The sequence below is a fragment of the Tropicibacter sp. S64 genome, assembly GCF_049803835.1.
Lineage (GTDB): Bacteria > Pseudomonadota > Alphaproteobacteria > Rhodobacterales > Rhodobacteraceae > Pacificoceanicola.
This window is the reverse complement of the sequence record NZ_JBNAGK010000007.1, coordinates 82,465-95,805: the sequence shown is the minus strand read 5'-3', so window position 1 is coordinate 95,805 and position 13,341 is coordinate 82,465. Positions and strand designations below refer to the sequence as shown.

General features: G+C 66.2%; 14 protein-coding genes. 4 read left to right on the top strand and 10 right to left on the bottom strand.

Features of this window, described 5'->3' with window-relative positions; translation table 11 throughout:
* Positions 1-83 precede the first annotated feature (83 nt).
* The 3 genes from ACP159_RS12775 to ACP159_RS12765 all read right to left on the bottom strand — a co-directional run bounded on the left by ACP159_RS12775 (position 84) and on the right by ACP159_RS12765 (position 3,896).
* On the bottom strand, positions 84-1,091 hold the full coding sequence (locus tag ACP159_RS12775; protein WP_425100110.1) for a Gfo/Idh/MocA family oxidoreductase: 1,008 nt from the start codon (positions 1,089-1,091) through the stop codon (positions 84-86).
* Positions 1,092-1,310: 219 nt separating this feature from the next.
* Positions 1,311-2,267: a substrate-binding domain-containing protein gene (locus ACP159_RS12770; protein WP_425100109.1), complete on the bottom strand. Its 957-nt coding sequence runs from the start codon at positions 2,265-2,267 to the stop codon at positions 1,311-1,313.
* A gap of 675 nt (positions 2,268-2,942) precedes the next feature.
* Complete coding sequence (locus ACP159_RS12765; protein WP_425100108.1) at positions 2,943-3,896, bottom strand: DUF1353 domain-containing protein; 954 nt, start codon at positions 3,894-3,896, stop codon at positions 2,943-2,945.
* Between the two features lie 168 nt (positions 3,897-4,064).
* On the opposite strand from ACP159_RS12765, the gene ACP159_RS12760 reads away from it, so the two are divergent.
* Positions 4,065-4,244 carry a CTP synthetase gene (locus ACP159_RS12760; RefSeq protein ID WP_425100107.1) on the top strand — a complete coding sequence of 60 codons (180 nt, stop codon included), beginning with the start codon at positions 4,065-4,067 and terminating at the stop codon, positions 4,242-4,244.
* On the opposite strand, the gene ACP159_RS12755 is transcribed toward ACP159_RS12760, so the two are convergent.
* Positions 4,235-4,684, bottom strand: a complete 450-nt coding sequence (locus tag ACP159_RS12755; protein ID WP_425100106.1) for a low molecular weight protein-tyrosine-phosphatase — start codon at positions 4,682-4,684, stop codon at positions 4,235-4,237. The genes ACP159_RS12760 and ACP159_RS12755 overlap by 10 nt on opposite strands.
* Before the next feature lie 49 nt (positions 4,685-4,733).
* On the opposite strand from ACP159_RS12755, the gene ACP159_RS12750 reads away from it, so the two are divergent.
* The gene (locus tag ACP159_RS12750; protein ID WP_425100105.1) at positions 4,734-5,420 is read left to right on the top strand and encodes an NAD-dependent deacylase; all 687 of its coding nucleotides are present in this window, start codon (positions 4,734-4,736) and stop codon (positions 5,418-5,420) included.
* Positions 5,421-5,489: 69 nt separating this feature from the next.
* On the opposite strand, the gene ACP159_RS12745 is transcribed toward ACP159_RS12750, so the two are convergent.
* The 4 genes from ACP159_RS12745 to meaB form a co-directional block, all read right to left on the bottom strand.
* On the bottom strand, positions 5,490-5,966 hold the full coding sequence (locus tag ACP159_RS12745; protein WP_425100104.1) for a copper chaperone PCu(A)C: 477 nt from the start codon (positions 5,964-5,966) through the stop codon (positions 5,490-5,492).
* A 76-nt stretch (positions 5,967-6,042) separates the two neighbouring features.
* The gene (locus tag ACP159_RS12740) at positions 6,043-6,384 is read right to left on the bottom strand and encodes a hypothetical protein (protein ID WP_425100103.1); all 342 of its coding nucleotides are present in this window, start codon (positions 6,382-6,384) and stop codon (positions 6,043-6,045) included.
* A 158-nt stretch (positions 6,385-6,542) separates the two neighbouring features.
* Entirely contained in the window at positions 6,543-6,833 is a 291-nt protein-coding gene (gene rpmB, locus ACP159_RS12735) for a 50S ribosomal protein L28 (protein WP_425100102.1), read from the bottom strand.
* A gap of 150 nt (positions 6,834-6,983) precedes the next feature.
* Positions 6,984-7,961, bottom strand: a complete 978-nt coding sequence (gene meaB, locus ACP159_RS12730; protein WP_425100101.1) for a methylmalonyl Co-A mutase-associated GTPase MeaB — start codon at positions 7,959-7,961, stop codon at positions 6,984-6,986.
* 241 nt (positions 7,962-8,202) lie between these two features.
* Here meaB and hrpB point away from each other — a divergent pair, with 241 nt between their 5' ends.
* Complete coding sequence (gene hrpB / locus ACP159_RS12725) at positions 8,203-10,647, top strand: ATP-dependent helicase HrpB (RefSeq protein ID WP_425100100.1); 2,445 nt, start codon at positions 8,203-8,205, stop codon at positions 10,645-10,647.
* Between the two features lies 1 nt (position 10,648).
* Here hrpB and gndA read toward each other — a convergent pair whose 3' ends face one another.
* Positions 10,649-12,049 carry an NADP-dependent phosphogluconate dehydrogenase gene (gndA, locus tag ACP159_RS12720; protein ID WP_425100099.1) on the bottom strand — a complete coding sequence of 467 codons (1,401 nt, stop codon included), beginning with the start codon at positions 12,047-12,049 and terminating at the stop codon, positions 10,649-10,651.
* Positions 12,050-12,180: 131 nt separating this feature from the next.
* On the opposite strand from gndA, the gene ACP159_RS12715 reads away from it, so the two are divergent.
* A complete protein-coding gene (locus tag ACP159_RS12715) occupies positions 12,181-12,381 on the top strand; it encodes a hypothetical protein (protein WP_425100098.1) in 201 nt (66 codons plus the stop codon).
* Positions 12,382-12,383: 2 nt separating this feature from the next.
* Here the strand turns inward: ACP159_RS12715 and argF are convergent, their stop codons facing one another.
* A complete protein-coding gene (gene argF / locus ACP159_RS12710) occupies positions 12,384-13,310 on the bottom strand; it encodes an ornithine carbamoyltransferase (protein ID WP_425100097.1) in 927 nt (308 codons plus the stop codon).
* Between the last annotated feature and the right edge of the window lie 31 nt (positions 13,311-13,341).

The following is a 13,341-nucleotide window of genomic DNA, read 5'->3' as shown; positions in this document are numbered from 1 at the left end:
GCAAGGGGTTTCGCGCCCTGCCCGGCGCTGTCCGCAGCCCGGGCTGTCCCATGCAAACCGCGGCGTCGAAGGGCCGCCTCCTGTTACGTTCGCTCGTAAAATGCGGGCCGGGCAATCAGATCGACGCTCTTGCGGACACCTTCGGTCAGCGCCGCCGCGCCCGTCGCGGCGATCACGGACGCGCAATAGCCGTCCCAACTGTCCGCCGCCAGCGCAGGATAGGCGCCACCGCTTGCCCAGGACACAAAAGCCTTGTTCTGTTGGCGATAGGCCTGCGCATAGCGATCCCGCCAGTCCGGATCATGGCCGACGGACTTCCGGGCGTTCTGGTCCATCAGCGTGTAGGAGACATGGTTGGTGGCGATGCTGCCGGTCTCGCCCACCAGTTCCGCCTTCACGTCATAACCGTAGGCGGCGTTGTTGTTCACCTCGATAGTGACAAGCTGATCGTCCGTGGTCTCGATGACCATGACCACCGGGGCGACCTTGGAATCCGAACGCTTCGGCTGGCTGGCGCTGATCGTGCGCACCTCGGAGCCAAGCACATAGCGCAGCACGTCGAATTCATGCGGCGCGGAATTGGTGATCGCCATGGCGCCGGTGAAATCCGCCGCCGGGGTCACCGCGTTGCGATGCCAGTTGTGCATCATCAGCGCGCGACCGATGCGGCCCTCGTCCAGGGCGGCCTTCATCTGGATGTAAGCCGGGTCATAGCGGCGCATGAAGCCCACCATGACGAACCGTTCGCCCGCCGCTTCTTCGGCCTTCATCACGTCGAGGCACTCCCCGGCCTCTTGCGACAGCGGTTTCTCGCACAGCACCTTCTTGCCTGCCGCGATGCAGGCGAGGCTCAGCGGCGCATGGGTGAAATCGGGGCTGGCCAGGATCACCGCGTCCACGTCCTCGCGGGCGATGGTGACTTCGGGATCGGTGGCAGAGTCGGCACCGTATTTGTCGGCAATAGCCCGGGCCCGGGCCGCGTCCATGTCGCAGACCACCTGCAAGTTTGCGCCCGGCAGATCCTCGGCGACGATCCGGGCGTGGTCCGCCCCCATGATACCAGCGCCGATCACGGCAATTCGAAGAGTCATCTCGGTTTCACCTGTCCAAGGTATTTCTGTCATGGCAAGGCGGCTCGGCCCGCGAGAGGACCGGACAGCCGCCCGTTCGCTCCGACACCATGCGCTGGCGAGGCGGCGCTTGTACAGTCGGCGGCGCGGTGACGTGGGCGCCGGACGGTGCAACCCCATCCGGCGCGCGCGAGAGAGTTGACAGTGCGCAAGCCCGCGCAGGACGGCGAGGCGATGGAGTCAGCGCGCCCCGAGTCTTACGCCTTCGAGCGCACGTTCGACGTTCGTGGCGTCGACAATGGCCGGGCCGGTCAGCACCGGATCGGTAGCCAACTCGGTGCCGAATTTGAGGTGCGCGAACAGCAAGGACGTTGCGAGAAACCCCTGCAGGTAAGGCTGCTGGTCGATCGCCATGGTCTGGCTGCCGTTGGCGATCCGCTCCAGAACCGACGGGCTCAGATCGAATGTGCCGATCATCTGCTTGCCCCCGATCCGGGACACGGCGCTGGCGGAGGCGTCGGAGGCCCAGGCCGCCAGGTTGATCACCGCGTCGATGGACGGATCGCCCATCAGTGCGGCCTGGATCACCTCAGCCGTGCCCGCCACATCCCCATCGAGGCTGGCGGGAACGCGCAGCGTGGTCACACTCGCACCGGCTTCGGCGGCCCCGTCGATCACCCCCTGGCACCGGGTCTCGTGGTTGACGGCACCGGGAACCTGGATGTGGCACAGGATGTGCGTGGCTCCCTTGCCGGCCATGTACTTGCCGGCGGCAACACCCGCGACATATTCGTCGGAGCCGATATAGTTGATCGCACCGAGGTCATCCTTGACGGACTGACCGGCGTTGTACTGCATGATGACGACACCTGCCGCCGCGGCCGCCTGCAGCGCCGGGACCTGCGCCTCCGGGACCCAGACCGGGATCGCAATCCCCTCGGCGCCCTGCGCCACGGCCTGGTCGATCAGGGTCACGAGGTCCGGACCGAAGTTGTCGTAGTTTGGTGTTTGCAGGTAGGTCACGGTGCCGCCGTTGGCCTCGACCATCAGGGTTGCATCCTCGACCCCCATCCGGATGAGGTCGAAGAAGCCGTCTTCGATGGAGCCGGCAATCACCGCAATGTCCTGCGCCAGAACGCCGGAGGCCAGCGTGGCGAGGGTTCCGAAGGTGGCGAGCAGGGGTTTCATGGACGTCATTCGGTTTCCTCCCTTGAACCCGCTTCGGCAGCAGGAATGACACGCGATGCGGTATTACGCCCGGAGGCACGTATAGTATAAGTAGCAGACCCCGGGGTGGCTTTCGAGGGGCGGACCCTCGGAAATCCCGATCCTGTCCGGGCAGGCCTGGTTGCCCGTTGCGCCATCCTTTTTGATCCTTCCGGAGGCTGAACACGACCGCGCCGCGAAGTGGCCGTCGAAAAGAGCGCAATATTGGAACCCGAGACTCATCACATCGCGGTCTGGCAGGAAGCCCGACGACCTTGATCTCGAAACTCATGACGCATCGCGCCCGGCGGCACGATGGAACAGACCCCTGTCAGTAGGAACCAGAGCGCGATCTGGCCAATCTGACGGGTGATTTGCCACGCCACGGGCCCTGTCCCGTTTCGACGGCGTGGTTGGCTTGAGCCTGCATTCAGCCTCACATGGAATCGCTAATTATGGGTGAAACTTCGGCATTAAATGCGCCGGGACGGATTACGACACCCCGGTCAGACGTGTGCCACCGCAGGGCATCGAACGTGTTCGAATGACCCGCAGACAGGGCGCAGAAGCGCCAGGCCTCGCAAGTGCCAAGGGTTCAATCTCTATCCGGCGCACGGCGGACGCCCCGGCCCTTGCGCGGTTTTGCCAAACCGCGCACGTTGCAAATTACTGCAACCCTTGGCCCGGATCGCCCTTGGTGCTCTCTGTGCCGCCGGTCTCACCATCGACAGGCATGTCGAGATCCGCGGTGATTTCCCCCGGTGGCAGCAGGATAGTCCGGTCTCCGGTCTGCGGCACCAGGGTGACCGGATCGACGATCACCGGATCGATGATCTCCTCCCCGTCCTGACCGAAGGTTTCGGGAGTTTCCGTCGCAGGCACCGCGGCGGCGGCCATCGACCCATCCTGCGGCCCGGCGGCGGCTTTCGTCGCGCCGATCTTCGGATAAGCCGTAATCAGCGCCGTATCCTGCGTTTCGAGGAATTTAATCAATCGATTGATCGGCGGGTCTTCGCGTTCGATGAAGGCTTTCGCCTTGCGCATAGACTGCTGCCGTGCCGCGACCGGGACATGATCCAGCGTCAGGCTCGTCTCCCAGCGCGGCCCGCCCAGCCAGACCGCTGCGAACATCAGCTTGGCCACCCCCGGCGCGGCCCCCCCGACGACCAGCCCGTCATAGAACATCTTGTGCACGTCCTGCCACCGCGCCTTGTGGAACATCCCGCCTGTCTCGTTGCCGATGCCGCAATAGGCATCGTGCATGGCCGCCGCATTGCGGAACTCGGGGCTGGTCGGATCGCCGACGATGGAGATGAAGATCTGCGGCACGGAGGCGCCATCCGTCAGGGTCCGCCGCGGCGCAATCCACGTCGTGCCGTCCGCATCCACGAAATTCAACTGGCTCGCTGTCGGAAAGAACTGGTACGGTCGCCCGCCGATCGTCACCGGCTCCGGCAAGACCCGCAGCGGCGCCTTGTCGAACGTGCAGCGCGGCCCGCTGTAGCGGTCGCAACTGGCCACCGGCGCGTCCACCTCGCGCGCCTTCTCCAGCACCGCAAGCGGCGAGCAGGCCGGGAGCAGGGCCGCGCAAAGGCCCGCGATCAGGGTCAATCGAGTCATCGTCTATCCGTTCACATGAATGCGTGGCCCCGTCTTACCCGAGCCCGATCACAACCATCAAGAGATTCGCCCCCGATCCGTCTTGCGGCGCCGGATCGTGATGCAGATCAAGGCAGACACATCAGAAATATCATATGTATCCGGAATACCCGAAGACAGGAGGACCCTATGCTGCGTCTCGCCGGACTACTTTACTCGCTGATTTCGACAACCCTCGCGGGCACCTTCATCATCGCTGTTCTGGTCATGGGCTATGGCACCCTGATGCCGATCCTCTGGGCCGCCGTCGCGGGATTTGCCGTTTCCTTGCCGGCCGCCTGGCTGGTGGCCAAGGCACTTTACAGCTGATCGAGAAGCCCCGCCGCGCAGGTTTCGACAACGTCCAGCGTCCCGTCGAAATCGCGGGTGTAATAGGGGTCCGGCACCCCGGCGATGCCGAGGTCCGGCGCGAAATCCGTAAACAGTTCCAGCGCAGCCCGAGAGCCCTTCGGCTGCATCCGCCGCAGATCGGCAAGGTTGCCTGAATCCATGGCAACGATCCGGTCGAACCGGGAGAAATCCGCCGGGGTCACCCTGCGTGCCCGCTGCGCCGACAGATCGTAGCCCCGCGCCTTCGCGGCGGTCTGCATCGGCGCATAGGGCGGCTCGCCCACGTGCCACGGCCCTGTGCCCGCGCTGTCGAGCGTCAGCTCAAGCCCCCGCGCCGCCGCCATCTGCCGCACCACCCCCTCGGCACTCGGGGAGCGACAGATATTGCCGAGACAGACGAAGAGGATACTTTGTGCCATGCCCCCGGCCTACCTTTCCGGCCGGGCCGGGACAAGAGGACACCCTGCCATGGACAAGATCGTCATCCTCACCGGCGCCGGCCTGTCCGCCGAAAGCGGCCTTGGCACATTCCGCGACGAGGGCGGTCTGTGGGCGCAACATCGCATCGAGGACGTGGCCACTCCCGAAGGCTATGCCCGCGATCCCGCGTTGGTCCATCGCTTCTATACCGCCCGCCGGATTCAGGCGTCGGAAGCCCGGCCCAACGCCGCCCATGACGCCCTTGCCCGTCTGCAAAGGGCGTTCGGCGGGGAGGTCGTGCTGATCACGCAGAACGTCGACGGGCTGCACGAAAAGGCAGGGTCCGAGGCCATCCACATGCACGGCACCCTCGCCGGGGCGCTCTGCGCCGCCTGCGGCCATCGCTGGACCGCGCCACTCGACATGACGCCGGACACAGCCTGCCCCGCCTGTCACGGCACGACCGCACGGCCGGACGTGGTCTGGTTCGGCGAGATGCCCTATTTCATGGAGGAGATCGCGGACCACCTGGCCGATTGCACCCTCTTCGCCGCCATCGGCACGTCAGGGCAGGTCTATCCTGCCGCGGGCTTCGTGCAGGAGGCGCGGCAGGCCGGAGCCCAGACCATCGAGTTGAACCTCGAACCGACCGACCTGTCCCGGCTGTTCCACAGCCGCCGCATTGGCCCAGCCACCCGTGTCGTGCCGGAGTGGGTGGCGAGTCTGCTCGGCTGAGGGGACACCGCCCGGACGGACCCGGGCGGCGCGATCCTGTAGGGCGGGGCTGCGCCCCGCTCCCCTGTGTCAGTTCGATGGCGTCATGCCGTGCTGCATCATGCCATGGCTTTCCTGCCTATCGAGGTCGACGGGAATCTCCACGACCCGCTCGCCCGCCTTCTCGAACACCAGCGTGACCGTCACCGTCTCGCCCTGCACCAGCGGCTGCTTCAGCCCCATGAACATCACGTGATCGCCGCCCCGCGCCAGCCTGTGGACGTCACCAGCCGGAAGGGCAAAGCCTTCCTCCACGTGCACCATCTTCATCACACCGCCGCCCTGATCGAGATGCGTGTGCAGTTCCACCTTTGCCGCCACGTCCGAACGCACGTCGATCAGCCGGTCCGGCTCCGGGCCGGTGTTCTCGATCACCATGAAGGCCGCGCCGGTCGGTGCCCCGGGCATGGCGGAGCGCACATAGGCATCCGTCACGGTGATCTCCGCCATCGCGGGAGCAGCCAGCATCAGGGCCGCGAAGCCCGCAAACATCATCGTCTGTGTCATTGTCTTGTCCTTTATGGCCGGTGTTCGGCCGCGCGGGCCTGCTCCACCGGGCAGATGTCCTTGCAGTCTCAGGGAATCAGGACAGGACAGGTGGCCCCCGCGCCTGCTGCACCGGCGCATCGCGCCCGGCGCTGCGCGGTTCGGAGAGATCACGCGCCAGCGTGACAACGATCGCCACCGGCTCCACCGGCTGGAACCCTCCCCCCGCGTCAACGAAGAGCGACAGTGCAATATCAGGGCAGAGGTGCGCGTCACCCTCGGTGGGCTGGCCGTCGGCATCCACCGCGACGGTCATCACCGTCTGGCCAATGCAGATCACCATTGTCCCGACGGCGGGCGATTCCCCCCGCGCCGCCGCCACCTGCACCGAGGTGAAGGCCAGCAGCAGGGCAAGGCCGAGGCCGAACCATCTGGACATGAGTCGCGTCATACGCTCCGGAATAGCCCCTCGCCGGGCCCGAGGTAAGCCCCCGCACACGCGGCCTTTCGCCTCGCAGCAGGACGCCGCTCCCGGACCAAACGGAAACAGCCCCCGGCCATGGGCCGGAGGCTGTCTGAAAACTCTCTGGAAACAGATCAGGCGGAGGCGGCCTGCGCCTTCGCGATCTCTTTCTTGACCTTCAGTGCGCGGTCGGACAGTTCGACGTCCTTCGCCTTTGCAAGGAACTTGTCGAGACCGCCACGGTGGTCCACCGAACGCAGCGCGCTTGCGGAGATGCGCAGCTTGACGCCACGGCCGAGGGTCTCGGACTGCAGGGTCACGTCGTTCAGGTTCGGCAGGAAGCGCCGACGGGTCTTGTTGTTGGCGTGGCTGACATTGTTGCCAGTCATCGGGCCTTTTCCAGTCAGTTCGCAAACACGCGACATGGGTCTATCCTCATCTTCTTATGGGCGCGGCCCGCCGATCCCGGTGGATACGCCAATATCAAAGGGCGCCACCCCGGCGCCCTGAATCTGGTTCGGTGTCTTTAGGCACATCGCCTTCCCGCGTCAAGCGTGAATCCCGCGCCTTGTCCCCTACATCATCAGGTATTCGCGCATCAGCTGATCCGCCGCCGCCGCCGGGCTGAGATGACCGTCCTCGACCTGCCCGGCCAGCGCCGTCATCGCGCCTTTCACCGGCTCGCGCTTGAGCCTTGCGAGAATCGCCTCACGCACTTCCGCCTCGAACCAGTACCGCGCCTGAGCCGCCCTGCGTTGCGTGAAATGGCCGTGCTCCCGCCGCCAGTCCGCCAGCGCCTGCATCTCGCCCCAGGCTTGCTCCAGTCCGGACTGTTCGACCGCCGAAACCGTCATCGCCTTGGGGAAGCCCTGTGGGTCCTGCGGACGCTTCCTGAGCAGACGCAGCGCCCCGGCATAATCGGCACAGGTCCGGATCGCCGTGGACTTCAGATCACCGTCCGCCTTGTTGACAAGAAGGATGTCCGCCATCTCCATGATGCCCCGCTTCACCCCCTGCAGCTCGTCGCCGCCCGCAGGCGCAAGCAGAAGCAGGAACAGGTCCGCCATCTCCGCGACCATCGTTTCCGACTGGCCCACGCCGACCGTCTCGATCAGCACCGCGTCGAAGCCCGCCGCCTCGCAAAGGTCGATTGCCTCGCGCGTCCGCCGCGCCACACCGCCGAGTTGGGATTGCGACGGCGAGGGACGGATGAAGGCATTCGGATCGCGTGCCAGCCGCTCCATCCGCGTCTTGTCGCCCAGGATCGACCCGCCCGACCGCGCCGAACTCGGATCGACCGCCAGAACGGCGACCTTCAGGCCCTGCCCGGTCAACAGGCAGCCAAACGCCTCGATGAAGGTCGACTTGCCCACCCCGGGCGTTCCCGAAAGCCCGATCCGCAAAGCCTCGCGCCCATGCCCGCGCAAGTGCTCCAGCAAGGCCGTCGCCTGCGCCCGATGATCCGCGCGTCCCGATTCGACCAGCGTGATCGCCCGCGCCAGCGCGCGCCGCTCCCCGGCCAGGATCCGCTGTGACATCTCTTCCATATCCATGGCCGGACTCTTCCCCCGCGCGAAACGGAATGTCCAGAAGCCGCGGCCGATGTTCGCGCAACCACCGCTTCTTTGGTCCCCAAATACCTCCGTGCGGAGCACCGGGGGTGGGGGGGGCGGGGCCCCCCCCCCCCCCAAAAACCCCCCCGCCCCCCCCCCGGGGCGGCCGCGCCGCGGGCGCCCCCCCCCCCCCCCCCCCCCCCCCTTTCCAAAGCGCCCGCCCCTGACGCATAAGCGCCGCATGACCCAAGCCTTGCCCATCGACGCCGCCCTGCCGGATCTCATCGCAGCCCTGCGCAGCCACGGCCGTGCCGTCCTGCAAGCACCTCCCGGCGCGGGCAAGACGACGCGCGTGCCGCTCGCGATGCTCGATGCGGGGTTGACCAAGGGCAGGATCCTCATGCTCGAGCCCCGCCGCCTCGCCGCCCGCGCCGCCGCGCAGCGCATGGCCGAGACGCTGGGCGAGGAGCCGGGGCAGACCGTGGGCTACCGCATCCGCGGCGAATCCAAGGTCGGCAAGACAACCCGGATCGAAGTCGTCACCGAAGGCATCCTGACCCGCATGATCCAGTCTGACGCCGAACTGCCCGGCGTCGGCGCGGTGATCTTCGACGAATTTCACGAGCGCAGCCTGAACGCCGATCTCGGCCTTGCCCTCTGCCTCGAAATCGCAGGCGCGCTGCGCGACGACCTGATCCTGCTCGCCATGTCCGCGACGCTGGACGCCCAGCCCGTCGCCGACCTCATGCAGGCCCCGATCCTCACCTCCGAAGGCCGCGCTTTCCCGGTGGAGACCCGCTGGCTCGACAAGCCCCTGCCAAAGACCACCCGCTTCGATCACGCCATGGCGGACCTCATCGCGCAGGCCTATTCGGAGACCGAAGGCGGCCTTCTCGCCTTCCTCCCCGGCGAAGGCGAGATCCGCCGCACCGAGGCGCTCCTAAAAAACCGCCTGCCAATGGACGCCGTCCTGCGCCCGCTCTTCGGCGCCATGCCCTTCGCCGACCAGCGCGCCGCGATCCGCCCCGAAACCACCGGGCGCAAGGTCGTCCTCGCGACCTCAATCGCCGAAACCTCCCTCACCATCGAGGACATCCGCGTCGTCGTCGATGGCGGCAAATCCCGCCGCGCCCGCTTCGATCCCGGCTCCGGCATGTCCCGCCTCGTGACCGAACGCGTGACCAAGGCCGAAGCGACCCAACGCGCGGGCCGCGCCGGACGCGTCGCCGAAGGCACGGCCTACCGACTTTGGACGAAAGGTGAAGAAGGCGCGCTAAGTCCCTATCCTCCAGCAGAAATAGAGGCGGCGGACCTCTCCGGCTTGGCGCTCGAACTGGCGCAATGGGGCGCCGATCCCTCAGAGCTTCCGTTCCTCACAAAACCGCCCTCCGGCGCGTTTTCCGAGGCTCAGGCGCTCCTGCGCATGCTCGGCGCTTTGGACGAAAACCACCGGATTACCGCCCACGGAAGGGACCTCGCGCGGATTCCTCTTCACGCCCGCCTTGCCCATATGCTGCAAACTTCCGGTTCAAAAGCAGCTATATTGGCAAGTCTCTTGTCCGAACGCGATCCACTTACGAAAGCATCCACAGACATTGCCTTCCGACTGGAAGCGATCCGCGATCCACGTGCCTTCGCGGAACGCCGCCCGTGGCCCGTGAATCGAAATGTCGTTCAAAACATCAAGACAGAGGCGAAACGCCTTGAAAAACTTGTAAAATCTCATGGCGGGAATTTTAGCCCCGCGGAAATGGCCGCCTTGGCTTATCCGGACCGCATTGGCCTGCGCCGCAAAGGGGATGCCCCACGCTATCAGTTGTCAGGCGGAAAGGGCGCGGTCATGGACGAGTCCGACAGCCTCGCAAACGCCCGCCTCATCGTCGTCACCGACACCGACGGCAACCCCCGCGAGGCAAAGATCCGACAGGCCATCGAGATCACGGAAAGCGCCCTGCGCGGGCTCTTTTCCGATCAGATCCGATGGCAAGACACCATCGAATGGTCGAAACGCGAACGCCGCGTCGTCGCGCGCCAGCAGGAGCGCCTCGGGGCCATCGCCCTGGGGGACCGCCTCTGGAAAGACGCGCCGGACGCGGCCTTGTCCCGCGCCATGCTGGACGGCGTGCGCGATCTGGGCCTGAACCTGACGGATGCCGCCCGCCGCTTCACCGCCCGCGTCGCCCTCGCCCGCGACGCGGGTCACGATCTGCCGGACATGGGCCCGGAGGCGCTCATGGAGACGCTGGAAGACTGGCTCCTGCCCTACCTGTCCGGCGTCCGCACCGCCGCTGACTGGAAGAAGTTCGACCCGTTGCCCGCGCTCCGCGCTATGCTGGACTGGGACCAGATGCAGGCACTCGACCGCGCCGTTCCAGCCCATTTCACCACACCGCTCGGGCGGCAGATCCCCATCGACTACGCCGGCGAGCACCCGGAAATCGAACTGCGGCTTCAGGAACTCTTCGGCCAGACCACCCACCCGATGGTTGGAAAGACGCCCCTGAAAGTCACCCTGCTCTCCCCCGCGCATCGCCCGGTGCAGACCACCATGGACCTGCCCGGGTTCTGGGACGGCTCTTATGCCGACGTGCGCAAGGACATGCGCGCGCGTTACCCGCGCCACCCCTGGCCCGAAGACCCGCGCGAGGCTGATCCGACGCTGCGGGCCAAGCCTCGGGGAACGTAGACTATTTCCACCAAGGTCCGTGGAAATCGCCGTCCTGGTCGGTCCTTTCAAACCCGTGACGGCCGAAGAAATCGCGCTGTGCCTGGATCAGGGACGCCGTCCCGCGCCCCTGCCGCAGGACATCCCAAAACGTCAAGGCCGCGGAGAGCACCGGCGTGGCATAGCCCGCCTCCGCTGCCCGCGTCACCACCTCCCGCAGGGCCGGGATGCCCTGCATCAGCACACCGGAAAAGCGCGGCGCGAGGAAGAGTTGCCCTTCCGGCGGCTCCTCCGCCAAGGCCTCCGCAATGTCATCCAGAAGACGCGCCCGGATGATGCACCCTGCCCGCCAGATCTGCGCGATGCGCACCGGATCGAGGCCCCAGTCGTATTCCTGCGAGGCCGCCGCCAGAATGCGGAACCCCTGCGCATACTCCAACACCCGCGCCGCCAGCATCGCCTGCTCCAGAAGCCCCACGTCGAGGTCCAGATCCGCCCGATCCGCGCCGAACGTCTCCTCCACCACGCCGCGCAGGGCCTTCTCCGCAGACCACGCCCGCGCGGCGACCGCCGCCTCGATCATCGACGCGCTCTGACCGAGCCGTACCGCCTCAATCACGGTCCAGCGCCCGGTGCCTTTCTGCCCCGCCTTGTCCTCGATCAGGTCGATGAACGGCAGGTTGGTCGGCGCATCGGCATAGGAGAGCACCTCGCCGGTGGTCTCCATCAGGTAGCTCTCCAGCCGCCCCGCGTTCCAGTCCTTGAATATCGCACTGACGTCCCGTACATCGCGTCCGCCCCCAAACCGCAGGAGATCATAAACCTCTGCGATCATTTGCATATCCGCGTATTCGATGCCGTTGTGCACGGTCTTGACGAAATGCCCTGCCCCATCGGGACCACAGCGCACCACACAGGGATCCTCCCCATGCTTCGCCGCGATGCGCGTCAGGATCGGCTCCAGCCCGGCCCAGCTTTCCGGGCTGCCGCCCATCATCATCGACGGCCCGTGCCGCGCGCCCTCCTCGCCGCCAGACACGCCCAGTCCGACGAAATGCAGCCCATGCTCCGCCAGCCGCGCCGCCCGGCGCCGGGTGTCGTGAAAATCCGCATTGCCGGCGTCGATCACCGTGTCGCCCGGCGACAACTGGCCGATCACATCGTCCAGAAACCCGTCCATCGGCGCTGTCGAGGGGATCATTGCCACCAGCAGACGCGGCGCGGGCAAACCGGCGATCAACCCGCCAAGCGTCTGATGCCCCTGAATATTCTCCGCCAGCGATCCAGCCCGGTCCATGAACCGCAACACGGCAGAGGCCGTCCGGTTGGCGACTTGCACGGACACGCCCTTCTCCGCCATGTTGAGCGCCAGCGCCGCCCCCATGGTGCCCAGGCCATACAGGCCGATCGTCGGTGCCGTCATCGGGGCTTTCCTTTCTGTTTGGAAAGATCAGGCTAGTCCGCCGGTGCGCCTTGGCAAGGCCCTACTGTCTTAGCCCGGCCTTAAGAGGCGGCGTGGTATCGCTCGCGCCGTCGGGGCCATAGGAGACTGCCATGCCTGAAACCCGTTTCGAACGCTCGGCCATCGGACGCCCGCCGCGCGGCGGGCTCGCGCCCTATCAGTTTCGCAGCCACGGCACGCACCTGCGCCATGCCGCGCATCCCGGCGTACCGCTGGCCTGGGGCACGGTGCTGATCGCGGTGCCCCTGTTCTGGCTCACCGCGATCGCGTGGTTTACGCGGATGGTGTTCTAGGCTCAGCCGCCGACACACCAGCGCATGATCGCCTTCTGGGCGTGCAGGCGGTTCTCCGCCTCGTCCCAGATCACCGATTGCGGCCCGTCCATCACCTCGGAGGTCACTTCCTCGCCGCGATGCGCAGGCAGGCAGTGCATGAACAGCGCGTCCTTGCCCGCCGCCTCCATCAGCTTCTCGTTCACCTGGAAGGGCCGCAGCATGTTGTGCCGCCGCTCCCGCGCCGATTGCGCGTCGTGCATCGACACCCAGGTATCCGCCACGACCAGGTCCGCGCCCTCCACCGCCTTGAACGGATCGCGCTCGATCACCACGCTGCTGCCCTTGTTGCGGGCGAAGCCGACGAATTCCATCTCCGGATCGAGCTGCACCGGACCGGTGAAGGTCAGATCGAAGCCGAATTGCCCCGCCGCATGCAGGAAGCTGGCACAGACGTTGTTGCCGTCGCCGCACCAGACGACCTTCTTGCCCTTGATCGGCCCGCGATGCTCCTCGAAGGTCATCACGTCCGCCATGATCTGGCAGGGGTGGGTGCGGTCGGTCAGCCCGTTGATCACCGGCACGGAGGCATATTCCGCCATCTCCTCCAGCACCGACTCGTCGAAGGTGCGGATCATGATCATGTCGACATAGCGGCTGAGCACCCGGGCGGTGTCCGCAATCGTCTCGCCATGGCCCAGCTGCATGTCGCTGCCGGACAGCACCATGGTCTGTCCGCCCATCTGGCGCACGCCCACGTCGAAGGACACGCGCGTCCGCGTCGAGGGCTTCTCGAAGATCAGCGCAACCATGCGGTCCTTGAGCGGCAAGTCGTCATCCGGCGCGGCCTTCGGACGGCCATTGCGGGCGTTTTTCATGGACTTGGCATTGTCGATGATCTGCCGAAGCTGAGCTTCTTCGGTTTTGTGAATATCCAGGAAGTGTTTCATATCGTTATTCTTTTTATCGGGCCGGAGGCAG